The sequence below is a fragment of the Bradyrhizobium sp. SZCCHNRI3043 genome (assembly GCF_032377735.1).
Classification (GTDB): Bacteria; Pseudomonadota; Alphaproteobacteria; order Rhizobiales; family Xanthobacteraceae; genus Bradyrhizobium.
Genome location: NZ_JAUHID010000018.1, coordinates 114,795 through 135,831 on the forward strand (window position 1 = coordinate 114,795; position 21,037 = coordinate 135,831).

Below are 21,037 nucleotides of genomic sequence, written 5' to 3' on the forward strand. Positions count from 1 at the left end.
GCAGCCCCGCCATACAATCCAAGATCAGTGATGTTCCACATCAACACGCGAAGATTGATTGCGCTGAGACTGTGGTGCTAGAGTGCTTCTCCTTTAGCGTGGGGCATTGCTATGGGGATGAACCTCGATGCCGTGATCTACTTGCAGCGGAACGGACATCTGACCGGCAGCAAAAACAGAATTCTCGATATCGGGCCGCAGACCATCTATTTCGCACGCGCCGAGCAGATCACGGAAATCGTCGAGCGCCTGGGACAGCCGCGTCCTGACGCAATAACCGTTGATCGGCTCGTCCACTTCTCGACGCCAAGAGCGGACGAGAGAACGACGATGCTTTCCGAGATCACGGATCTCGCAAACATCGAATATGAGGCGATCGATGTTTGTCCCGGGCTGAAGAACACCAACATCCTGGATCTCAACTTCGACGAACTCCCTTCGCAGCTCCGTGGCCATTTCGACGTGGTTCTCAACTTCGGCACCACCGAGCACATCGTCAATCAGTGGAACTGTTTCGAAGTGATGCATGACGCCATGAAGGTCGGCGGCGTGATCTACCATCAGCTGCCAGCGAGCGGCTATCTCGACCACGGATACTTCTGCTACACGCCGCTCTTCTTCCGGGAGCTTGCCCAGGCCAACGGCTACGAGATCGAGTGCCTCGCAGTCACCCATGCGGGCGAAAACCGGATCGACGCTCTCGGCATCACTTGTCTCGGCGGCGATACGATGTTGAATGAGCCGGCCCATCTCGCCGACAACAATCGCGTCCCCCAGCTCAATCTGCACGTCGTCCTGCGGAAGACGATCGACCAGGCGTTCCGCCCCTCGCTCGAGATCGCTACGACCCACAGCCAACTGAGCGAAAGGATGCGAGCTCGCTACAGCGACCTCCTCCAGTTGCAGGATCGCATCGAGGCGCTTGAGTCGGAACTCGGCAGAACGGTGAGCCCCCGCCTTATCCGCTGGCTGCAGAAGAACTACGCTCTGCTGCGTGGGAGCGGGCGCGCGCCCGTCCGGCTGCCATAGCGAAAGGTGGCCTACCGCTCCTCGAATTGTGATGCCAGAGAAGCGTAGCTGGCATCAGTCTGCCATCGGGCGCAGCCGCGCCTTCAATCGACCAGGCCGTGGCAAAGGCTGCGGCCAGGATCTCTCGCGCGTCGGGCACGATCGACTGTCACCGTGAATCTCTCCACGACGCCGTGCTGAGAGCAGGCCGAGATGCAAGCGTCCGCCGTTAGAGGCCAGCGGCGATCTCGACCGTCCCAGCTCCATCACCCGCCAGGAAGCACGGAGGCTTGGGCCGGCAATGGACCATTGTTCAAGCACGTCTGCGGCAGTCGGTCGAACGCGCGAACAAACTCCGACGAGAACCGCTTCGAGCTGTCAAATGACAGATGAGCCTCGTCGACGAAGGTGAGATCGTCGCCGGTATCAGCATCGATATACATCGCCCCGATCGTCTCGGCGAGTTGCTTGGTCGGATCCGGCTTTGGCCAGATTTCGGTCGTCGGCATCGGGACCAGGACGACACAGTCGGCAGGCATGCCAATTCGCTTCAAGAAGTTGTTTGCCTCGATCGCCGAGAGCGGCACATTGACCTGAAAGTCCCGCAACTGGCTCCGACGAACTCGCGGGCGCTGGCGATCCGCCATCAGCACATCCCGCCAACGAAAATAGCCATCCACTGAGGATCTGAAGGCCGTCGGCGCAATTTCGCAGTCGACAAACCGTAAATTGCACAGGGCTGGCTGGGCCCACATCTCCCCCTTCTTGACCAGAGCCCGCCCGAGCTCCCATCCATCATGCAGCGCGGCCAAGGCGGGCTCGCTTACCCGATCGTTGAAATAGGGATCGACACCAATCACCAGCACACGCGGACGCAGATGGTGCTTCACCGCAAGCGCAGAGAAGAACGTCTGCTGGTCCTCATAGCCGAATCCGAGATTAAACTGCCGTAGACCGCGTGCGGCAAAATACGACCGCACTTCGGCCGTGCTGAAAGCAAACATCGTGCGGCTCGACCCAGTAAAGACCACATCGGCTGCCTTCAGGTTGGCAAGCGCCCTGCGCTCGATCCCGAACCAAAACGCAGCATGCTCGAAGTCGCCAAATCGGCGCGCACTGCAGTAGCTGATGAACTGATCAGGCTCCGGCGCCAGCTTGCATCCGGCGATCGAGATCCCCCTGCCGCCATATGCGATCGGAGCCGCCAGGCAGCCCGATACAATGACCATGGCAATATAGATCAACAACCAAAGTTTGTGCCCATCACGCACGCACGCGCCCCCCTCTGCCGGCCGGAAAAACGGTTAGCAAATACCACATGGTTCGCCATCACGCGCAAAAAATCGACTTAAGATTGAATTCAGAGTCTAACGCAATCAATAACGGTATTTTTATACTTATCTAAGCCGAGTTTCCGGCAAGCCGGGGTGAGCTGCCGGAACAAAAAAAGCCTGGCGGCGCGGGGGTCGCGGACTTCGTAGTTCGGCGTATTGCCGTGGGTCGCGGACGGTGGGAGGCACGTCATCGCCTCGCGTAAGGTCGTCTCGATGCGCAACTTTTTTTGACCTTGCTTTGACGATATGTCGCAGGCGGGGCGCGGCAATGGCCGGCCAACCTTGTTTTCCCTCGACCGTCGGGTTTAGGTTGTCGGCATGATGATGATCCTGCGAAGCGCGACCCTGCTGGCCGCGGCCCTGACGCTGGCGAACTGCTGCATGTCCGGCACCGGCTGCTCGGGACCGCTGGCCTCGGCCGGCGCACCTGCAGCCACGCCGGCGATGGCCGCTGCGCCCGCCGTGATTGCCGCGCAGCCGACGAGCGCTGCGGCCGACTGGGACGGCCGTGTCGCCACCTCCGACGCCGACACCGAGATGGCGACGGAGCCGGACATCGGCACGCCGCGCAAAGGCGCCAAGCGCCGTGGCGACTCGCGGGTCGACGTGATGTCCGCGCAGTCGAGCTCCGGCTATCGGGGCCGGATGAGCTGGGAGGAGGAACAGGCGGCCGACCTCGCCGACGAGGCCCGCCTCAAGCAGAAGCTCACGATCTGCCGGAACTGCAGCGCAACGCAGTAAGCATCTGTCCCGCCGCATTTTTCGGCTGGTCGCGACCGCCGCACGGAACCGGCATGGTGCATGGCGCGGCGGCGCGCTTTCGGACTTGCAGGCCTCGCTTTTGTCGGATTTCCTAATCAAACCTTGACGACTTGGTTCGTCCGTCAGACGCTCGATTTGCGAGCTGGGCGAACAGCGTTCTCTGCTCGAGTTTTCGCCTCTCCCAGTTTTCGGGAGGAGCATCCGAAGCTTTTTCAATTTGGGTGGTTTCGTGATGAATCCGGTGACGCGCGACACCAGACGCTACCCCGAGAAGCTCAGCCCGAGCCCCGTCAAGGGCGCCCAGCCGATCGCGCTCGCAGCCGCGACGCTCGTGGTGCTGGTCGCGGGCATCGGCGGCATCATGTTGTGGCGTGCCCATGGGGGCGCGCCGGAAGCCGAGCGCGGCGCGGTGACGCGGCAATTGCAGGCGCGCACTGTGCAGGCGTCCGAGCAATTGGTGGAGAAGACCAAGGGCCTGGAAGCCACCCAGCAGGAATCGATCGACCAGCTGCAGATGATGCAGGAGCAGATGCAGAGCATGCGCCGCCTGCTCGCCGCCCAGCAGGCCGACACCAAGCGGCTCTCGGACCAGGTCTCGACCTTGAAGGACTCCATCGACGGCCTGCGCCAGTCCTTCGCCAGCACCCAGAGCTCGGAGCAGGCCGCGCCGGCCCCGCGCAACCGCAGCATCCGCGCCCGCGCCCATGCCAGCCGCAGCGGCCATCGGCATCGCCGCAACCGGTCCTGATATGGCCGGTCCTGACACCTGCTCGTAGAATTTCCCGCCGAATTTTCCCGGGCCCCTGTGAAGTGCTTCACAGATTGAAACCGGGAGTCACGCCATCCTGCCTTCACCGGATGGCGAGCCAATTTCAGGATGGCACAGGGCCAATTTCAATATCCGGGGCTGGCAAGGTCGTTGGCGCCATACTGCGCCGACGGCCTTGTTCTTTGTGGGATCGCGTTCGACCGCCCGGAACGGACCCGACTGCCGCGGCTCTCCGGCTGGTGACTTGCTTTTCCCAGTCAATTCTCGGCTCAATGCACCCGTAAGACGCAGAGGAGCCCCCATGTCCGCCGATCCAGCACTGACCTCCGATGTCATCGGGCTGACCACGGTCGCCCCCTTCTCACGCCGCGGCTTCATGACCGCGTCCGCTGCCGTGACGGCCGGCTACACGCTGGCTGCCGGCCCGGTGCGGGCCGAGGTCATCACCACCGACAGCAATGGCCTGAATGCCGGAGATGCGAAGATCAAGGTCGGCGACCGCGACATGCCGGCCTATTTCGCCCGCCCCGCCAGCGCCAGCAGCCCGCCCGTCGTGCTGGTCGCGATGGAGATCTTCGGCCTGCATCAGTACATCAAGGACGTGACCCGCCGTCTCGCCAAGCTCGGCGCGTTGGCCGTGGCGCCGGACTACTACTTCCGCAGCGGGACCGACCTCACCAAGATCACCGAGATCAAGGACCTGCTGCCGATCGTGAATGCCAAGCCCGACGCGGAGCTGATGTCGGACCTCGACGCGACCGTGGCCTGGGCCAAGTCGCAGGGCGGCGACACCTCGCGCCTCGGCATCGTCGGCTTCTGCCGCGGCGGCCGCAACGTATGGGAATATGCGGCGCATAGTTCGGCGCTGAAGGCGGGCGTCGCGTTCTACGGCCCGCTGATCGATCCGCCCAATCCGGCCTGGCCGAAGAGCCCGACGCAACTTGCACCCGAGATGAAGGCGCCCGTCCTCGGCCTCTACGGCGAGGCCGACACCGGCATTCCCGTCGCCAGCGTCGAGGCCATGAAGGCCGCGCTCGCCGACAACAAGAAGACCGCGGAGTTCAAGATCTATCCCGGCGCGCCGCACGGCTTCCATGCCGACTATCGCCCCAGCTATCGCAAGGACGCCGCCGAGGACGGCTGGGTGCAGATGCAGGCGTGGTTCAAGAAATACGGCGTGCTGAGCTGACGGCCGCCCGCCCGGGCGAGCGAACCGGGTAAGACTGCCCCCGCGAGACGTCCCGCATGTCGCTTGCGCTCATGCGGGCTCCGGGCTGTCGGCGGTTAGCGCAGGCGATGATCGTCGCGACGGATCTTCGCCAGCTGCCTGCCGCCCTGCTCGAGCTCCCAGGCCATCCAGACCAGCGCTGCGCCCAGGCCGACGACGACGCCCATGAAGACCAACGTGAGTTCAGGGGATGTGAGTGTGTTCATCATGCCTGGATCCCATGCAAGCGTTGCGCCAGCTACTTCTCCGTTGTGCGCCGCCGATCGGAGCGACAACAAAAGGTGACGAGATGTCGTTAAGGCGAAGTGACCGGATCGGCCGGTCACCTCGCCCAAGCTTCATTCACACACCTCGACGTTCCGATAGCGCCAGCCGTGCGCCGTGCGCACGCGCTTGCGGGCGACGTAGCAGCCGCCGAGATCTTCGTAGGTGTACGGGTAGTAGTAAGGATAGCCTCCGTAACCGTAGTAGCCGGGATAGCCGAAGCCGAACCCGATTCCGAAGCCTGGACCAAAGCCATGATGATAACCGAATCCGTGATGGAAACCGCCGCCATGAAAGCCGCCCGGCCCGCGCGCCGATGCCATGCCGGGCACCATCGCCGCCGCGATCACGGCACCCGCCAGCAATCCCATCAATCTCTTGCGCATCGATCCGTCTCCAAATTCAACCGGCATGACAATGTCATTGCACTCGGTACTCTCAGCCGGATGTCTCTAAGCCGAATTTGGAACGGCGCGGGGGCAACCCCGCTCACATCTGCGCGATCTCGATGTCGTTGCGTGACGTCCGGAGCCGTGGGCAATATTCAGCAACCGCGGCAGATGCTCTTGACCTTCCGGTCGACCGTCTTGTTCTCCTGCTGAATCTGCTCATCGGTCGCATCACCAGCGCGGTTCGGTCCCGTTGCCGCGGTGCCTCCCGCCGCTCCACGACCCGTGCCGGTCGTGACGCCGGAATTGCTCGACCCCGACCCGCTCGCGCCGGAACCGGACGACTGCGCCGTGCCGAGGCTGTTAGTCCCGTTGGTGCCTGCCGCCCCCGGTTGCGACAGCCGCGAGGGATTGTTGCCGCTTCCGGCTTCGTTCTGCGCGTTGCCGAGACCGGCGGCGTTCCCTGATCCCGCGGCGATACCGGTCGTGCCGGTGCCGGCGGCCCCCGCACCCGGCGCGCCGCCGCCAGCGCCTCCTCCACCGCCCCCACCGCCTTGCGCGAACACCGCTGTGGCCGTGCTGAGGCCTGCAATCACGATCAAAGTGCCCAACGAAGATCTGGCCATGTGACCGTCTCCCTTTACGCTTCAACCCGACCGGGCGGACCGCGTTCCGGAACGAATGTTGATCGGAGAGGATTGATGGGGCGAGGAGACCGAGGAGCCGTGCGCAAGCTGATCGCCTTCGACGAGGACACGTTCGGCAAGCTCAAGCAGCTGGGCCGCGATCAGATGCTGAGTCTGCAGGATCTCGCCGACGAGGCGTTCATGGACCTGTTGGAAAAGCACGGCGTACCGGCGGATCTGAAGGACGCGCTACGCAAGAGCGCTGCGGAGGATGGCGATGGCACAGGCAAGCCTGCGCGCAAACGGAAAAGCGAGACCGACGACAAGTCCAGAAACCAGTCGAAGCGCAAACCGAAGCAGAGAAGCAGGGCATCAGCATGAGCACCGACCCCGATCCTTTCGAGCAGGGCGAGCGCGCCGCGCGCGAGAACATTCCGGCCGAGGCCAATCCCTATCACGACGGCAGCGAGCAGCATGCGCTGTGGGCGAGCGGCCACGAACGTGTCGCCAGCGCAGCCGAGGCCGGCGAGTCCGAAGGGACGGAAGGGACGTGAGCGATCTCCGATAGCCCGACAGTTCGATCCGCGGCGAGGTCAGCCGATCTTCTTCAGACCCTTGGTATAGCGCGGTCCCTTGGCGACATAGGCCTTGGCCGCGATACCCATGCGCTCGACCTGCGCCGGCTCCAGCGTGCGCACGACACGCGCCGGCGCGCCGATGATCAGCGAGTATTCCGGAAAATCCTTGCCCTCGGTGATGATGGCGCCGGCGCCGACGACGCTGCCGCGGCGGATGTGCGCGCCATTCATGATGATCGAGCCCATGCCGATCAGGGCGTCGTCCTCGACCGTGCAGCCGTGCAGGATGACATTGTGGCCGACCGTGACGTTGCGGCCGACGCGCAGCGGAAAGCCGGGATCGACATGGCAGGTGGCGTTGTCCTGGATGTTGGAGCCTTCGCCGATCTCGATCGAGTCATTGTCGCCGCGGATCACCGCGCCGAACCAGACGGTGACCTCCTTGGCGAGCTTCACCCGGCCGATCACGGTGGCATTGTCGGCGATGTAGTAGTTGCCGTCCGCCGGCAGCTCGGGCTCCTGCCCGTCGAGTTCGTAGATGGCCATCGAGGTCTCCCGTTCGCAGGTGACCTTGGCACAGCCGCCAGAGCGATTTCAAGCAACCGCCGCGGCGGCGCCCGGCACGGGAACTAGGTCAGCACGCCCGCGGCGCGCAGCGTCATCACCACGAAGGTGCCGGACATCATGCTCCAGAAGCCGGCGATGACGGTCGCCAGCATCACGAACTCGAAGCGGCGGCGCTCGATGCGCGCGCCGCGTAGCGTGTTGCGCATGATGATGAAGGGCGCGGCGAACACCAGGAACGGCACCGCGGCGAAGCGCCGGGGCGTGACGCCCTCCTGCAGCAGCTCGAAGCCCGGCGGACGTTCGGCATACGCCTGATAGCCGCTCGCCAGGGCACCGGCCAAGGCGAAACCGATGAGGAGCGAGAACAGGGAATTGAACGCCTCTGCCGACATCGTACGCACTCACACACTTGCAGAACAGCCCGATGCTGGTTTGGCAAAAAGTGCTCGCGCCCGCCACATTATCCTTAAGGAACGGTTAACGGCGGCCGCAGCCGGTGCGCGGCTCCCTGCAGGTAAGTTTCTGCAGAATGCCGCATCGCCGTGGCATAGTCGCCGCTGATTCGGCCTTGAGATCCCTGCCCGCCATGACGATGTTTTCGGTCCGCAGTGCCCGCCCTTCGAACGGACATGGCCATGCCGTGCCGATCATCCTGGGCTGCGTGCTGGCGGCGGCGGCGATCGCCCTCGTTGCCTACCTGCTCTGGCCGACCTGGCGCGCCATCACCTTCAAGGGGCCAGAGCGCCTGCCGGTCAGCATCGGCAGCACCGTGTTCAACGTGCCGGCGGCCGCCATCCGGGTGAAGATCCAGCGCCACACCGGCCCGCAGGAGCGCGTCGATCTCGGCTTCGAATATCCCTCGCTCACGCCGCCCGAGGCGCCGCATCACGTCAGCGCCGACCAGATCGATCAGGCGCCGCACCCGATCGATCGCATCTTCGTCTCGATATCGGCGCATCACGACGCGATGTCGCCCGAGACGCGACTGAAGACAATCTATCCGCGCTACCTCAATCCGGCTGCCGTGTCGGTGCAGGACGGGCTGAGCATGCGAAGCTTCCGCGCGGGCACACCGTACGACGTGGAGGATCTGTTCACGGCCGAGCAGCCTTTGCTGGTCGCCCGCTGCACGCGTGACGCCGCCACGCCCGGCATGTGCCTCAGCGAACGCCGCGTCGAGGGCGCGGATCTGATCTTCCGGTTTCCGCGCAGCTGGCTGTCACAGTGGCAGGACGTCGCCGCCGCGATAGAGCGGCTGACGGCGCAGATGCATGCGACGAAGTAGGAAGTAGTCAGTCGTAGCCCGGATGAGCGCAGCGATATCCGGGGTCTTTCGCCCAGCGCGTGTGAACCCGCATGTCGCTTGCGCTCATGCGGGCTACGCGCTCTAGGACTTACTCCACCAGATCGTCTTCCAGGATCGCCATCTGGAACTGGAACGAGCGATCGTCGTCCTCGTCGTCGACGAACAGCACGCCGATGAACTCCTCGCCGATATAGACTTCGGCGGAGTCCTCCTTCTTCGGCCGCGGCACTACACGGATCTTGGGATTGCCGAACACGCGCTTCAGATACGCGTCGAGCTTCCTGACTTCCTGAACGTCCACGGTGATCTCCAATCGACAGCGAGGTTTGCGGATGATGAGGACGTTGCAGCGCGAACGTCCGTGTCCTTGTGATTTCGACATTGTGATTTCGACATTCCGGCCCACCGATCGAGGCAAGACGAGCCGGCGATGTCGAACGACCTGAAAGGGACGCCGTGGATCTCACATTCACTCCGCCAAGACAAACGGCGGATCGTCAAATCCACAGACGCCGATGTGTTGGCACGAATTTCCCTGGATGAGAAGGTCTTGACTTCGCTGTCGCCGACGCGCTCGCGGCTCAGATCCCGATCGCGTTGATCATCTGATCCATGGTGCGCGACGGCTCCGCACAACCGGCCTCGCCGACGATCTTCGCCGGCACGCCTGCGACGGTGACGTTGTTCGGTACCGGCTTCACGACGACGGAGCCGGCAGCGATGCGCGCGCAATGACCGACTTCGATGTTGCCGAGCACCTTGGCGCCGGCGCCGATCAGCACGCCATGACGAATCTTGGGATGCCGGTCCTCGTTCTCCTTGCCGGTGCCGCCGAGCGTCACGCCATGCAGAATCGAGACGTTGTCCTCGATGATGGCCGTCTCGCCGCAGACGAAGCCTGTGGCGTGATCGAGGAAGATGCCGCGGCCGATGCGCGCCGCCGGATTGATGTCGGTCTGGAACACGGCCGAGGAGCGGCTCTGCAGATAGAACGCGAAATCCTTGCGACTCTTGCGATACAGCCAATGCGCCAGCCGGTGCGTCTGCAGCGCGTGAAAGCCCTTGAAGTAGAGCAACGGATCGATGAAGCGCGAGGTGGCGGGATCGCGATCGTAGACGGCGACGAGATCGGCGCGAAACGCATGGCCGAGGTCCGGCTCGTCGCGCAGCGCGTCGTCGAAGGTCTGGCGGATCAGGTCGCCCGACAGCGCGGAATGATCGAGACGATCGGCAACCCGGTGCACGACCGAATCCTCGAGCCGGCCGTGGTGCAGAACGGTTGAATAGATGAAGGTCGCGAGTTCAGGCTCGCGGCGCACGATCTCTTCTGCCTCGTGGCGGATCCGATCCCAGATCGGATCAAGCGTCGCCAGCTTGCTGCCCTGCTGCGGATTGGTCTGGTGCATAGCCATGGCTGCTTCTCGCAGTTTCAGTGGGCGGGCCTTATAGCACGGCGCCGGGAACAATGTCCTCCGCGGGCTGCGCGAGGCCGGCGATCCATCCCGGCCAGCCCGCCTCCCAGAGAACACGGGATTGAGACATTTCCGTTACGCCCCGCCGGTGACGTCCCGGTTGCGCCGCCATACGGTTCGGCACCGCCGTCGGCTCAAGGTGGGCAGCAGGAACCCGAAATCAAGACGATCGTGGCGGAAGAAGCGGCGAACACCGTGGCTGCGGCAAAAAGGAACCACCCGGGCACAGAAGGCCGACCATTCCCCCGTTCAATCCCGGGATCGGCTTTACCATCCATTGCTCTGCGTCTACTAGTGAATATCGCCCTGACCATATTTCGGCCATGGTGCTCCTGATCGGGGGGACACGGGTATCAGTAACACTCAGATCCTGGACGAACGCACGACCGAGGCCGGATCGGCCTGGCTCCCCGTCATCGTCATCCCGCTCTTCCTGGTCGCGCCGGCGCTGTGGAACGGCTACCCGCTGCTGCAGTGGGACACCGGGGGCTATCTCGCGCGCTGGTACGAAGGCTATCTGGTGCCGAGCCGCTCGACCGTGTTCGGGCTCTATCTGCATTGGGGCGAGGGCTCGAGCTTCTGGCTCAATCTCGGTCTGCAGGCGCTGGCAACGCTCTGGATCCTGCAGCTCACCTTGCGCGTGTTGGGACTGGCCCAGCCGCTGCGCCTGCTCTGGATCGGCCTGCTGTTGGTCCTGACCACCGCCCTGCCCTGGCTCGCCAGCATGCTGCTGACCGACATCTTCGCCGGGCTGTCGGTGCTGGCGTTGTACATCATGGTCACGCAGGCACGCCGGACCTCCCTGCTGGAGAAATGCGCGCTGTTCGGCTTCGTGGCCTTCGCCTCCGCCACCCACAGCGCCACGCTCGGCGTCCTGTTCGGCCTGTGCTGCGTCGGCTGGATCGCCTATCCCCGGCTGCGCCGGCAGATCGCGCTCTCGGGCCTGGTCCAGGCCAGCATGACCATCGTCGCGGGGGCGGCGATGCTGCTCGCGGCCAACTTTGCCCTGTCCGGCCAGCTGGCGTGGACGCCGGGCGGCACCGGCGTCGCCTTCGGCCGCATGCTCCAGGACGGTATCGTGGTGCAATATCTGAAGGATCATTGCGCCCGCGAGAAGCTGAAGCTCTGCCCCTATCGCAACGAGCTGCCGCCCACCGCCGACGACTTCCTGTGGGGCAACAGCATGTTCAACAAGCTCGGCCGCTTCGAGGGCATGAACGACGAGATGGGCTTCATCGTGAAGCAGTCGCTCGCGGCCTACCCGCTGTGGCAGGCCAAGGCCGCCGCGGTCGCCACGGCCGAGCAGTTGATGCATGTGGCGACCGGTGAAGGCACCAGCGGCTGGGTGCCGCATACCTATGGCATCATCGAGCGCTACATCCCGTCGCAGACCCGGCAGATGCGCGCCGCGCATCAGCAGCATTGGGAGATCAATTTCGCCGTCGTCAACTGGCTGCACGTGCCGGTCGCGCTGGCCTCGATGCTGGCGGCGGCGGCGATCGCGGCGCACGCGATCTGGCGCCGGCGACGCGACGACGTGGCTTTGCTCGCCACCACGGTGACCTTGGCGCTGCTCGGCAATGCCGTGATCTGCGGCGTCATCTCCGGCCCGCATGACCGCTACGGCGCCCGGATGGTGTGGATCGCCACCTTCACCGCGCTGATCGCAGCCGCGCGCTGGTTCGGCGGTGAGCGCACCGACGTATCCGCCACGTGACGGCCCCGCAGCCCGCGTGAGCGACAGCCGAAGCCGCGAGGCTTCGGCGAAAGCGACATGCGGGTTCACACGCGCTGCTCCGGAGAACCCGGGGTCGCTCCGCTCGCCCGGGCTACGCGTTCAGCGCCGCGCCAGGAAATCCACCACGCCGGCCTTGTAGACCTTGTCGCCGACCGCGCGCATGTGATCGCGGTTGGGAATGTCGAGCACCTCTGCGCCCGGGATGAGCGCACCGAGCGCGGGCCCCGAGCCCGACACTTCGTCCGTCGTGCCGACCGCGACCAGCACCGGCACCGCGATGCGGCCCGCCTCCTCCCGCGAGATCAGGCCGCGCGAGCCGCGCATGCAGGCGGCCAGCGCCAGACGGTCCGAGCGGGTCTGGTCGGCGAAGGCGCGGAAGGTGCGGCCGACGGGATCGGTCACGTCGTCGATCGACGGCGCCTCGAGTGCCGAGGCGACGTTCTCGCCGGGGCCGCCGCCCTCGATCATCGCCATGCCGATGCCGCCGAAGATCGCCGAGCGCAGGCGTTGTGGCGTGCTCAAGGCAATATGCGCGGCGATGCGGCCGCCGAGCGAGTAGCCCATGACGTCGGCGCTGGCGAGGCCGAGATGATCCATCAGCGCCGTGACGTCGCTCGCCATCTCCGCGATCGAATACAGCGCGGGATCATACAGCTTGGCCGAATCGCCATGGCCGCGATTGTCGAGCGCGATCACCCGGCGGCCGTCCTTGCGCAATTCGGAGATCCAGGACGGATAGACCCAGTTGACGTTCTTGGTCGAGGCGAAGCCGTGGACGAGCACGATCGGATCGCCCTCCCCCTCGTCGATGAAGGCAATTTCAACAGCGCCGTTGTGAAAGCTCGGCATCGGTCGCGGATCCCGGAATGTGCAAGGATTGATCTTGAGCCGCAGTCTAGCCGCAGGGCGCGGCCGCGACCAGTTCGGGACGGACCGCAGCGGCCTGCATCTGGCGCAGGCGGCGCCGCTTGCTCCGGTCGAGCCAGGCCTGCGTGGCCCGCTCGGCCATCGCCTTGAGCGAGGCGACGAAGCTGAGCAGCGTCATCAACGCGCCGAACAGCCACAGCGCGAGATTGAACGCGCCCGCGGTCAGCAGCAGCGCGCCGCGACCGAGCAGCTTCAGGATCGCGCGGGTCTGCCCGCCCTTGGCCTCGGCCAGGCGGGCCGCACGGGCAATGTCCTTCGGCCCTTCGGCAAGCTTGAGCGAATCGAGCGCGCCACGTGTGCCGGCCTTTTCGGTGATGCGGCCGACATCCTTGGCGAGCCGCACCAGCGCGCCGGCCTTCTCGGCGCGGAACGCAGCCCGGATCGCGGTCGCGGTCTGGCCCGGCCGCAGCACCGAGCCCGAGGCCACCGCCTGCTGCAACAGCGGCGCATCGACAACCTCGCGCGCCGAGCGCCCGGCCCAGGCGGCGAGCCCCTCGCCGAGCCGGCCGACTTTCCGCGCGTCCTTGACCAGGGTGAGGCCCGCCCGCACCGGCGCGGCAGTCCCGACCGAGGCATAGGTCGCGGCCGTGACGGCAAGGCCCGCAGTCGCGAGACCCAGCACCAGCCGGTCGGTCTCCTCGCCCATCACCAGATGCTTACCCTCGCGCACCGCGTCGCGGATGTCACCGAACACGAAGAGGTCGCCGGCCACGGTGCCGGACAGGCTCGCGACGTCGTCGGCCTGGCCGGTGACGAGCCCGCTGGCGAAGCGCTTGGCGACACTCCCCGGCGCCTTCTCGGCGGCCACGGCATCGCTCACCCGCTGGATCAGCGCCTCGTCGAGCGCAACGCGATGATCCTGTGCGAGCGCGACGAAACTCTCGGCGAGATCGGGATCGCCAGCCGCGAGCGCATCCTCGATGTTGCGAGCAATCCGCGCCGGATCGTTCTGCAGAACGGACGCGATCTGAAGCTCCGACAGCCTCGCCGGGTCATCCTGCGCCACGATGATGGCTCCGGCCCCATAGGCGTGCGGCCATATCGCAGCGCCGACCGCGGCGCTGACGGCAAGCCCGGCCAGCGCCAGACTGATTCCCAGCTTGATTCGCTTCGAGATCACGCCGCCTTCACGTTGTCGCGGGGACGATGCCGAAAGACATAGGATGTCCTGTGCCTGACACAACGGCCCCGACGAAAGAAGGGCTTCTCGGCGGGCCTGAGTTTGTGTCGAATCCACAGGCCACAACATAACGGCGTGCGTTGCACCAAACGCGGGTTCCCAACACTAGGAATTGGCCTTAAGGCTCAGTATGGTCGCGCCGTTTTCGACGCGTGCGGCCCTGCGACCTCAGTCCCGTCCTGCTCCGTCGTGCTGACCGCATACGCTCCCGTTGCCACGCGAGGTGATACCGATGGCCGATAACATCGTCCCGCATTTCCACAATGATGCCGGTGTCCCCGTCATCGAGATCGGCTCGCATGAGTTCATGTGCGTGGGCGCCAATCCGCCGTTCGATCATCCGCACGTGTTCCTCGATCTCGGCAACGACAAGGAAATCATCTGCCCGTACTGCTCGACGCTGTACCGCTATGCGCCGGACCTCGCCGCGGGCGAAGCGCGGCCGCCGGAATGCGTATTGAAGGACGTTGCCTGATCGGCGTGTCGTGGCATCGCGTACCGTCTATGTGGCGGGAGCCGGGATTGGCGGCCTGACGGCTGCGCTCGCGCTCGCCACCAAGGGCTTCCGCGTCGTCGTGCTAGAGAAGGCCGAACGGCTCGAGGAAGTCGGCGCCGGCCTGCAGCTGTCGCCCAATGCCAGCCGCATCCTGCTCGATCTCGGCCTGGGGCCGCGGCTGACCGCGCGCGCCGTGGTGCCCGACGCCGTCAGCATCATGAGCGCGCGGGCCGGCGGCGAGATCGCCCGCCTGCCGCTCGGCGAGGCCGCGAGCCAGGCGGCTGGCGCGCCTTATTGGGTCATCCACCGCGCCGACCTGCAGGCGGCGCTGGCCGCGGAGGTGATGGCGCATCCGGACGTCGAGCTGCGGCTCGGCTGCCAGTTCGAGGACGTCGCCGCCCACGCCAAGGGCCTGACCGTCGTGCATCGCCGCGGCAATGAGCGCCGCCAGGACGTGGCGCTGGCGCTGATCGGCGCCGACGGCGTGTGGTCGGCGGTCCGGCACCATCTGTTTCCGCAGGTCCGCGCCGCGTTTTCCGGCCTGATCGCCTGGCGCGGCACGCTCGACGCCCGGCAATTGCCACGCGAATTGACCGCAGCGCGGGTGCAGCTGTGGATGGGTCCCGAGGCCCATCTCGTCGCCTATCCGATTTCTGCCGGCCGGCAGGTCAACGTGGTCGCGGTGGTGCCGGGGACCTGGAACCGGCCGGGCTGGAGCACGGAGGGTGATCCGAGCGAGCTGAAGGCGGCGTTCGCCCCACCGCGCTGGCCTGCGACGGCGCGCCTGCTGCTCAACGCGGTCGACGGCTGGCGCAAATGGGCGCTGTTCGGCGTCCCCGAAGGCATCGAATGGACCGACGGCAGCGTCGCGCTGCTGGGCGATGCCGCGCATGCCATGCTGCCCTTTGCGGCGCAAGGCGCGGGAATGGCGATCGAGGATGCGGTGGTGCTCGCCAAGAGCCTGAGCGAGGCACGCCCGGACGGTCCCGGCGCGATCCCGGCTGCGCTCAAACGCTACGCCAAGCTGCGCCGTCCGCGCGTCGGCCAGGTGCAGCGCACCGCGCGCAATCAGGGCCGCCTCTATCACATGACCGGGCCGCTGGCGCTGGCCCGGGATCTCAGCATCAAGGCGCTCGGACCGCAGCGGCTGTCGGCGCGGCAGAGCTGGATCTACGACTGGCGGCTATAGGTTGCCGCTGCGGCTGCGGTCAGTAGACAGAACCGTCGCGCGGCAAGATCGATGGTGCGCCGGAATTGCTCGAGGCCATCGGCCGCGCATTGCGCGCCGGCTTGACCGGCTTGCCACCCTTCGCGGCCACCGGCGCCGGCGGCGTTTCCACGCATTTGTTGCGGCGCCAGGCCTCTTCGGCGAATTGCGACTGGCCCCTGATGGCGACGTAATCGTTGCGATACGCGACCTCGGCGACGATGGCGCCGCCGGCTCCGGTCTCCGCCTTGGCCATCAGGCCCTGCAGCTCGGCCGCGCGCGCCGCGAGCGCCTTGCGCTCGGCTTCGAGCTGCTTGCAGTCGTAGAGATCGTATTTGGCGGGATCCGCGAAGGCCGTCGACACGCTGTCGCTCATGCCTGCGCAGCCTGAGAGCAGCCCACCCAACACGAACAGTCCTGCGGCGAGCGCGAGGCGACGGGAACGAAGGCGATCGGTGGTCATGCAGCCTCGATCATGCGGCGGCCTCGAGACGTCGACGCGATTGTGGGCCGATCGGCCGCGAACGGCGGCAGTGTTCGCCTCTGCGATGGTCTTCGGATTCGTCACGCTCACCTCGCCCTGCGACCGGTCCGCAAGGCATGCGGATCCGAATCGTTTTCTCGTGATGGGTCCGTGCCTTACAACGGCCGCTTCGTCCATGTCTTGCACCACGTGATCCCAGACTTGGCAAAGCGCTTCAACGCGAAGGCATTCTCAAAGCAGCTGGTGACGGCCGGATTGAGGCTTTACCAAGGCGCTCTCGCTGGCTTAAGCAGAGGATGAGCTTCAGAGCCAAAGTGCAACCTCGTCCGGCCTCGCCGGATGGTGCGCCAGGTCTCTGAAATCAAAGCGCGGACGTGGCGGAATCGGTAGACGCAAGGGACTTAAAATCCCTCGATGGCAACGTCGTGTGGGTTCGAGTCCCACCGTCCGCACCAGCGCTATGCGCGCCTTCCTTGACCGCCCTGCCCGGCTCAGTTCAACGCCGCCAGCCGCTCGAGCTCAGCGAGATCGGTGACCTCCAGCCTGCCCTCCGAGATCGTCAGGATCTTGCGATCGCGAAACAGCGCCAGCACGCGGCTGACATGGACCGATGTCAGGCCGACGGCGTCGGCGATGTGCTGCTGCTTCAAGGGAAACGGATAGCGGTGATTCTGCATCACGCCGTTCGCCGCGACGCGCCGCATCAGGCTGAGCAGCAGATGCGCGATCCGACGCTCGGCCGGACGCTGGCCGAGAACGGTGATGAGCTCGTAGGAGGCCCGGCCGTTGTCGCCGAGAGAGCGGAACACCTCCATCATGACCAGCTCGTCGGCACGACACTGCTTGCGGACCTCCTCGCCATCGAGCCGGCTGACCTGGACCTGGGTCAATGCCTTGGCCGAGAAGCTCATGCCTTTGGCGAAGATCGCCGCCGGCGAGAAGATGTCGCCCGGCAGCAGGAAGCGCAGGATCTGGCGGCCGCCATCCGACAGCTGGATGTAACGGAATGCCCAGCCGGTGCAGAGCACGAGCACTTCGTCGCGCGCCTCGCTCTGGCATTTGATCTGCTGGCCCGCCCGGACGGTGAAGAACTGCTGATGGAGCCGCGGCAGCGCCGACTGCTCCCCGCAGGCATTGAACAGCGCGGCACAGAATCCGGAATTGAGGTGAGTGCAGGAGACGCAGCGGGCGGCTAGATCGGGGTCTGATCGCAGCATCAAGGGGGGTGCTTGTGTCCAATCTGTCCGCCGAGCCGGCTTCGTCGCGCGGCCGTCGGCACGCAGCGGCGGCCGCTCCGAGTGAGCGGATGCCGAAGCCTCCGGCATGCCTGACAGCTAAGATGGAACCGGTTCGCAGCGATATAACTTGGATTAATGACGTGGCTGAAAGTCGCGCATTCGTCCGCCCCAGCGGCCTTCACGGCGCGATCAGTCGTTTGGACGCGGATCTCACGCCCAAGCAATGATCGACGCGGCTGGCGCCTACGCCGCCTGCGCTCGTGCCATCAGCTCCGCCATGGTGGTGGACTTGAAGCTCGGCCGCCCCTCCAGCCGGTCGATCCAGGCGACGAGATTGGAATGGCCGGCGGTCAGCTCCGTCCATTCCGGCGTCAACGACGGGACGCTCGCCTGCGGCGCGGCCTGCAGATCCGCCAGTGACAGATGGTCGCCGACCATGAACGGCTGCTCGCCGAGCAGCCGCGACAACTCCGCGATGACGGCTCTCGCCTGCGGCATCGCGCGTGCGATCGCGGCTTCGTTGGTGGTCGTGCCGAAGAATTGCGGGCCGACGATGCGCTGGAAAATGATGACGTTGCACACGCCCTGGAACAGGTACCAGCCGCTGATGTTCATCACCTGGTCCATACGCGCGGCCGGATTGACTTCCTCGTCTACGCGCAGCAGGTTACAACCTTTGCGGGACGAATTGTACTAGCCAAATGCATCGAGTGGTTTTCCATTCGTTCGGGACGTGGGACCGGGGGGCCTCACCTTGCGCACAGTTTTGCTTGCTACTGCCTCGGGATTGATTGTTTTTGCATGCGCCGCCAGTAGCTGCGTGCAGGTCCCGCGCCGGGATGGGATCGCTGCCGTGGACGTCAATGCTGTCGTCAAACGGATTAAGTGCGACCTTAACAGGGCTGTTCTGGATAAGGCGTACTCACTCTTCCCGGAAGAAAAGCTACCCGAACGGCGGCAGCCCTTCCTCTTTTTGCGCTCGTGGGCTGCCAAGATTCGACTGACGGTCGCCATTGACGATAGCTTCCAGATCAATCCGGGAGCCTCGTACACGCAGCCACTCCGCACCGTGAACAATGTCGCCCAAACCTTCACGATCGGCGCGGGAGGTGGTTTGACGACGCAAGCGATCAGGCAGGAGGACGTAGAGTTTCTTATGTCGTTCAGGGATCTCGATGCGGAGAACGACAGCGGACGTCTGAAGACCGGGCTCTACGACTTCTGTCGTCCCGATCCTGGATTGCTGCTCGAGAGCGATCTGGGTTTAGACCGCCTCATTGACGCGGCTCTCAAGCCGGTCGAGACCGGCGTTTTGAGACCGGGCAACAATTTTGGACCGGGCGCATCGCCGCCGCCTGCCATTCCCAAACTGGACCTCCCGACAATCGTTGCCGAACGGCGAAAGGTCGATCCGAAGGCCATACCTGAGGATTCCATACGAACCATTGCGGCCCAGTCCGAAAAGATGAGGCAATTTTCAACTCAGCTCATTCAGAAATTCAACATTCCTGAACTGGCGGATAAGACCACCAAGGAGCTGACGGAGGCACCGTCGCCGAAGAATGAAAGCGCGGAACGGATCAAACAGATTCTTGCGAACTCGGCCGAAGCCACCCGCATCGAGACGAAGACACAGGCCATCATAAACAATGTGGTGAAGCCTCGTTACAGTATTGCGCAGGGAGCGCTCGACGGATCGTGCCTAAAGCCGGTCGCTGAAGCGCAGTTTGAGGCCATTGCACAATCAGCCAACGTTTCGACGTTCGTTATCAACATCGACAAGGCGGCCGAACTCACTTCTGATCATCCGAGCGCAGCGCCTCCATCTAAAGCGGACGAGGAAAGATTGAAGGAAGCCGCGGAGCAATCCGCGGCTGATCTCAAGAAATTGATTGAGGCCCGCGACAAGGTCATCGTCGCCACGAATACGATGAGAGACGCCATGCTCACCTGTTTGGTTGAGACGAAGAAGATACAGGAGGAAAAGAAGAGAGAAGGCCCGGCGGTCTTCGATCCGGTGTCAACCATAAGTGAAACAGTCAATTTCTATATAACGCTGACGGGAAGCGTCACACCGACCTGGAAATTGGTGCGGGTGACGGCACCCACCTCGGGAAATTTCCTCTCAGGCACGCGCAAGGATACAAATACTCTGATACTAAGTATGGGTCGACCGACACCTGGATCCAGCGCCGGACCTACGTCCGCCATCGACCAACAAATTCTCTATTCGATACTCGGACAGGCGATCCCAGCATCGAGGCCGTAGCGCCATTTCTCACGCGCCAGCTTACCATCGCGACGCAGAGTGTCGTTAATAGCCCTCGATGGCCAGCGTCGTAGCGATCGCGCCAATAGATGAACCGGGTGCGGGGTCGCCTTCACCTCACCGAAAACCCGTTCTGGCGTGCTCCTATTGCGTCTCAAACCCATTGCACTCGACGTCACTCCTTTGGAATGACTTTGACCTCTTTCAGTAAACTTTGCAGTTTGCCTTGTCCGCCGAGCCAACAAATATCTGCAATGTCTTTTCGGGGTCCGCGTACGTTCGCAAGATCGAATCTCGCCATCGATACCGGCCGTGGCGCTCAGCTTGCTCTTCGTCAAATCTGGATCTCCGACTGTCCTCGCTGCGTACTTGTCCAACTCTTCTTCACACTTTACGCGCGGATTGTAGAGAGCAAGCCGCACCAGTCCAATGCGCTTCTGCAGCGCATCGCCAAACGGCGAAACATATTGCGCATCCCATATCGGGAAGGATTCGGGATGCTCCATGAAGACCCCTTACGGAAACTCCGATTCGTCGCTGAGCTGTCGATCCAGGCCCTCCTTCTTGGCGCCACGAAACCAAGGGGGAACGAACTCTTCAACAGGCTGCCCCCGGAACCTCTCCTCCGGCCACATCACCGCGCGTGCGCGGCGACAATCAAGGTGAGAACTCCGCGACGATGAGGATGAGAGAGCCGACCTGGCGAAAGAGCAGTCCTGCAGCCTCGTTCGGGAGGCCGATACGGCCCGGCTTTGTCCCGAACAGGACAGCGGACTCGGATCAGCGGCGCGATACAAGCTGACGCCCGCCTGATCCGACGTGAACGCAACGTCGCTCCATCAGTGATCTGATCTGCAGTGATCTGATCTACGGCTCCGGCGTGGGGCAAGCCCTGCTCGCCGATGACGGCGCGACCGGCGGCTTGTTCCGCGGCGGCAGGCCCGCTCGGCTGGTCGCACCTAAACGACCTGCGGAGGCTACGCCGCCTGCGCTCGCGCCGTCAGCTCCGCCATGGTGGTGGATCTGAAGCTCGGCCGCGTCTCCAGCCGGTCGATCCAGGCGACGAGGTTGGGGTGGCCGGCGGTCAGCTCCGCCCATTCCGGCGTCAACGACAGAAAGCTCGCCTGCGGCGCGGCCTGCAGATCCGCCAGTGACAGATGGTCGCCGACCATGAACGGCTGCTCGCCGAGCAGCC

The 21,037-nt window shown here is 64.6% G+C and carries 25 protein-coding genes and 1 tRNA gene; 12 read left to right on the forward strand and 14 right to left on the reverse strand.

What is annotated here, in order from left to right; translation table 11 throughout:
* The first annotated feature begins 117 nt into the window (after positions 1 to 117).
* A complete protein-coding gene (locus QX124_RS26695; RefSeq protein WP_315798722.1) occupies positions 118 to 1,029 on the forward strand; it encodes a methyltransferase domain-containing protein in 912 nt (303 codons plus the stop codon).
* 245 nt (positions 1,030 to 1,274) lie between these two features.
* Here QX124_RS26695 and QX124_RS26700 read toward each other — a convergent pair whose 3' ends face one another.
* Complete coding sequence (locus QX124_RS26700) at positions 1,275 to 2,255, reverse strand: hypothetical protein (protein ID WP_315780713.1); 981 nt, start codon at positions 2,253 to 2,255, stop codon at positions 1,275 to 1,277.
* 405 nt (positions 2,256 to 2,660) lie between these two features.
* Here QX124_RS26700 and QX124_RS26705 point away from each other — a divergent pair, with 405 nt between their 5' ends.
* From QX124_RS26705 to QX124_RS26715, 3 genes are all read left to right on the forward strand, one after another.
* Positions 2,661 to 3,083, forward strand: coding sequence for a hypothetical protein (locus QX124_RS26705; RefSeq protein WP_315776694.1), 423 nt, complete (start codon positions 2,661 to 2,663; stop codon positions 3,081 to 3,083).
* A gap of 253 nt (positions 3,084 to 3,336) precedes the next feature.
* Positions 3,337 to 3,852 (forward strand): hypothetical protein, encoded by a 516-nt coding sequence (locus QX124_RS26710; protein ID WP_315737492.1) that lies wholly within the window; start codon positions 3,337 to 3,339, stop codon positions 3,850 to 3,852.
* A gap of 397 nt (positions 3,853 to 4,249) precedes the next feature.
* The gene (locus QX124_RS26715) at positions 4,250 to 5,062 is read left to right on the forward strand and encodes a dienelactone hydrolase family protein (protein WP_409997756.1); all 813 of its coding nucleotides are present in this window, start codon (positions 4,250 to 4,252) and stop codon (positions 5,060 to 5,062) included.
* Positions 5,063 to 5,157: 95 nt separating this feature from the next.
* Here QX124_RS26715 and QX124_RS26720 read toward each other — a convergent pair whose 3' ends face one another.
* The 3 genes from QX124_RS26720 to QX124_RS26730 form a co-directional block, all read right to left on the reverse strand.
* Positions 5,158 to 5,310, reverse strand: coding sequence for a hypothetical protein (locus QX124_RS26720; RefSeq protein ID WP_315737739.1), 153 nt, complete (start codon positions 5,308 to 5,310; stop codon positions 5,158 to 5,160).
* A gap of 129 nt (positions 5,311 to 5,439) precedes the next feature.
* Complete coding sequence (locus QX124_RS26725; protein ID WP_315754014.1) at positions 5,440 to 5,751, reverse strand: hypothetical protein; 312 nt, start codon at positions 5,749 to 5,751, stop codon at positions 5,440 to 5,442.
* Positions 5,752 to 5,909: 158 nt separating this feature from the next.
* Positions 5,910 to 6,380, reverse strand: a complete 471-nt coding sequence (locus QX124_RS26730) for a hypothetical protein (RefSeq protein WP_315798724.1) — start codon at positions 6,378 to 6,380, stop codon at positions 5,910 to 5,912.
* A 99-nt stretch (positions 6,381 to 6,479) separates the two neighbouring features.
* Here QX124_RS26730 and QX124_RS26735 point away from each other — a divergent pair, with 99 nt between their 5' ends.
* On the forward strand, positions 6,480 to 6,761 hold the full coding sequence (locus QX124_RS26735) for a hypothetical protein (RefSeq protein ID WP_316162965.1): 282 nt from the start codon (positions 6,480 to 6,482) through the stop codon (positions 6,759 to 6,761).
* Positions 6,758 to 6,934, forward strand: coding sequence for a hypothetical protein (locus QX124_RS26740; RefSeq protein ID WP_315754010.1), 177 nt, complete (start codon positions 6,758 to 6,760; stop codon positions 6,932 to 6,934). The genes QX124_RS26735 and QX124_RS26740 overlap by 4 nt, the downstream gene beginning before the upstream one ends.
* 39 nt (positions 6,935 to 6,973) lie before the next feature.
* Here QX124_RS26740 and QX124_RS26745 read toward each other — a convergent pair whose 3' ends face one another.
* Complete coding sequence (locus QX124_RS26745) at positions 6,974 to 7,504, reverse strand: gamma carbonic anhydrase family protein (protein ID WP_315798725.1); 531 nt, start codon at positions 7,502 to 7,504, stop codon at positions 6,974 to 6,976.
* Between the two features lie 83 nt (positions 7,505 to 7,587).
* Complete coding sequence (locus QX124_RS26750) at positions 7,588 to 7,917, reverse strand: DUF6949 family protein (protein WP_172115419.1); 330 nt, start codon at positions 7,915 to 7,917, stop codon at positions 7,588 to 7,590.
* A 194-nt stretch (positions 7,918 to 8,111) separates the two neighbouring features.
* On the opposite strand from QX124_RS26750, the gene QX124_RS26755 reads away from it, so the two are divergent.
* Positions 8,112 to 8,810, forward strand: coding sequence for a hypothetical protein (locus QX124_RS26755; RefSeq protein WP_315798726.1), 699 nt, complete (start codon positions 8,112 to 8,114; stop codon positions 8,808 to 8,810).
* 109 nt (positions 8,811 to 8,919) lie between these two features.
* Here the strand turns inward: QX124_RS26755 and QX124_RS26760 are convergent, their stop codons facing one another.
* On the reverse strand, positions 8,920 to 9,132 hold the full coding sequence (locus QX124_RS26760) for a DUF3126 family protein (protein WP_006611186.1): 213 nt from the start codon (positions 9,130 to 9,132) through the stop codon (positions 8,920 to 8,922).
* 280 nt (positions 9,133 to 9,412) lie between these two features.
* Positions 9,413 to 10,243, reverse strand: a complete 831-nt coding sequence (gene cysE, locus QX124_RS26765; protein ID WP_315737485.1) for a serine O-acetyltransferase — start codon at positions 10,241 to 10,243, stop codon at positions 9,413 to 9,415.
* A 427-nt stretch (positions 10,244 to 10,670) separates the two neighbouring features.
* On the opposite strand from cysE, the gene QX124_RS26770 reads away from it, so the two are divergent.
* Entirely contained in the window at positions 10,671 to 12,020 is a 1,350-nt protein-coding gene (locus tag QX124_RS26770; RefSeq protein ID WP_409997757.1) for a hypothetical protein, read from the forward strand.
* A 120-nt stretch (positions 12,021 to 12,140) separates the two neighbouring features.
* On the opposite strand, the gene QX124_RS26775 is transcribed toward QX124_RS26770, so the two are convergent.
* Positions 12,141 to 12,890, reverse strand: a complete 750-nt coding sequence (locus QX124_RS26775; RefSeq protein WP_315759506.1) for an alpha/beta hydrolase — start codon at positions 12,888 to 12,890, stop codon at positions 12,141 to 12,143.
* A gap of 46 nt (positions 12,891 to 12,936) precedes the next feature.
* The gene (locus QX124_RS26780) at positions 12,937 to 14,088 is read right to left on the reverse strand and encodes a hypothetical protein (protein WP_409997755.1); all 1,152 of its coding nucleotides are present in this window, start codon (positions 14,086 to 14,088) and stop codon (positions 12,937 to 12,939) included.
* Between the two features lie 292 nt (positions 14,089 to 14,380).
* On the opposite strand from QX124_RS26780, the gene QX124_RS26785 reads away from it, so the two are divergent.
* Together QX124_RS26785 and QX124_RS26790 are read left to right on the forward strand one after the other, a co-directional pair.
* Positions 14,381 to 14,623 carry a zinc-finger domain-containing protein gene (locus tag QX124_RS26785; protein WP_006611181.1) on the forward strand — a complete coding sequence of 81 codons (243 nt, stop codon included), beginning with the start codon at positions 14,381 to 14,383 and terminating at the stop codon, positions 14,621 to 14,623.
* Between the two features lie 10 nt (positions 14,624 to 14,633).
* Positions 14,634 to 15,833: an FAD-dependent monooxygenase gene (locus tag QX124_RS26790; RefSeq protein ID WP_315737481.1), complete on the forward strand. Its 1,200-nt coding sequence runs from the start codon at positions 14,634 to 14,636 to the stop codon at positions 15,831 to 15,833.
* 19 nt (positions 15,834 to 15,852) lie between these two features.
* On the opposite strand, the gene QX124_RS26795 is transcribed toward QX124_RS26790, so the two are convergent.
* A complete protein-coding gene (locus QX124_RS26795) occupies positions 15,853 to 16,314 on the reverse strand; it encodes a hypothetical protein (protein WP_315737480.1) in 462 nt (153 codons plus the stop codon).
* Positions 16,315 to 16,703: 389 nt separating this feature from the next.
* Here QX124_RS26795 and QX124_RS26800 point away from each other — a divergent pair.
* Positions 16,704 to 16,790, forward strand: a tRNA-Leu gene (locus QX124_RS26800).
* Between the two features lie 36 nt (positions 16,791 to 16,826).
* On the opposite strand, the gene QX124_RS26805 is transcribed toward QX124_RS26800, so the two are convergent.
* A complete protein-coding gene (locus QX124_RS26805; protein WP_315798728.1) occupies positions 16,827 to 17,552 on the reverse strand; it encodes a Crp/Fnr family transcriptional regulator in 726 nt (241 codons plus the stop codon).
* A 264-nt stretch (positions 17,553 to 17,816) separates the two neighbouring features.
* On the reverse strand, positions 17,817 to 18,188 hold the full coding sequence (locus tag QX124_RS26810; RefSeq protein WP_315798729.1) for a glutathione S-transferase family protein: 372 nt from the start codon (positions 18,186 to 18,188) through the stop codon (positions 17,817 to 17,819).
* 238 nt (positions 18,189 to 18,426) lie between these two features.
* On the opposite strand from QX124_RS26810, the gene QX124_RS26815 reads away from it, so the two are divergent.
* Positions 18,427 to 19,842: a hypothetical protein gene (locus QX124_RS26815; protein ID WP_315780689.1), complete on the forward strand. Its 1,416-nt coding sequence runs from the start codon at positions 18,427 to 18,429 to the stop codon at positions 19,840 to 19,842.
* Between the two features lie 977 nt (positions 19,843 to 20,819).
* Here the strand turns inward: QX124_RS26815 and QX124_RS26820 are convergent.
* Positions 20,820 to 21,037 (reverse strand): glutathione binding-like protein (locus QX124_RS26820; RefSeq protein ID WP_315798730.1); only part of this gene is annotated, 218 nt, incomplete at its 5' end.

Coding starts and splice junctions, on each gene's coding strand:
- QX124_RS26695 (WP_315798722.1), top strand. CDS start 118: ATGAACCTCGATGCCGTGATCTACTTGCAGCGGAACGGACATCTGACC.
- QX124_RS26705 (WP_315776694.1), top strand. CDS start 2,661: ATGATGATGATCCTGCGAAGCGCGACCCTGCTGGCCGCGGCCCTGACG.
- QX124_RS26710 (WP_315737492.1), top strand. CDS start 3,337: ATGAATCCGGTGACGCGCGACACCAGACGCTACCCCGAGAAGCTCAGC.
- QX124_RS26715 (WP_409997756.1), top strand. CDS start 4,250: ATGACCGCGTCCGCTGCCGTGACGGCCGGCTACACGCTGGCTGCCGGC.
- QX124_RS26720 (WP_315737739.1), bottom strand. CDS start 5,310: ATGATGAACACACTCACATCCCCTGAACTCACGTTGGTCTTCATGGGC.
- QX124_RS26725 (WP_315754014.1), bottom strand. CDS start 5,751: ATGCGCAAGAGATTGATGGGATTGCTGGCGGGTGCCGTGATCGCGGCG.
- QX124_RS26730 (WP_315798724.1), bottom strand. CDS start 6,380: ATGGCCAGATCTTCGTTGGGCACTTTGATCGTGATTGCAGGCCTCAGC.
- QX124_RS26740 (WP_315754010.1), top strand. CDS start 6,758: ATGAGCACCGACCCCGATCCTTTCGAGCAGGGCGAGCGCGCCGCGCGC.
- QX124_RS26745 (WP_315798725.1), bottom strand. CDS start 7,504: ATGGCCATCTACGAACTCGACGGGCAGGAGCCCGAGCTGCCGGCGGAC.
- QX124_RS26750 (WP_172115419.1), bottom strand. CDS start 7,917: ATGTCGGCAGAGGCGTTCAATTCCCTGTTCTCGCTCCTCATCGGTTTC.
- QX124_RS26755 (WP_315798726.1), top strand. CDS start 8,112: ATGACGATGTTTTCGGTCCGCAGTGCCCGCCCTTCGAACGGACATGGC.
- cysE (WP_315737485.1), bottom strand. CDS start 10,243: ATGGCTATGCACCAGACCAATCCGCAGCAGGGCAGCAAGCTGGCGACG.
- QX124_RS26775 (WP_315759506.1), bottom strand. CDS start 12,890: ATGCCGAGCTTTCACAACGGCGCTGTTGAAATTGCCTTCATCGACGAG.
- QX124_RS26785 (WP_006611181.1), top strand. CDS start 14,381: ATGGCCGATAACATCGTCCCGCATTTCCACAATGATGCCGGTGTCCCC.
- QX124_RS26795 (WP_315737480.1), bottom strand. CDS start 16,314: ATGACCACCGATCGCCTTCGTTCCCGTCGCCTCGCGCTCGCCGCAGGA.
- QX124_RS26805 (WP_315798728.1), bottom strand. CDS start 17,552: ATGCTGCGATCAGACCCCGATCTAGCCGCCCGCTGCGTCTCCTGCACT.
- QX124_RS26810 (WP_315798729.1), bottom strand. CDS start 18,188: ATGAACATCAGCGGCTGGTACCTGTTCCAGGGCGTGTGCAACGTCATC.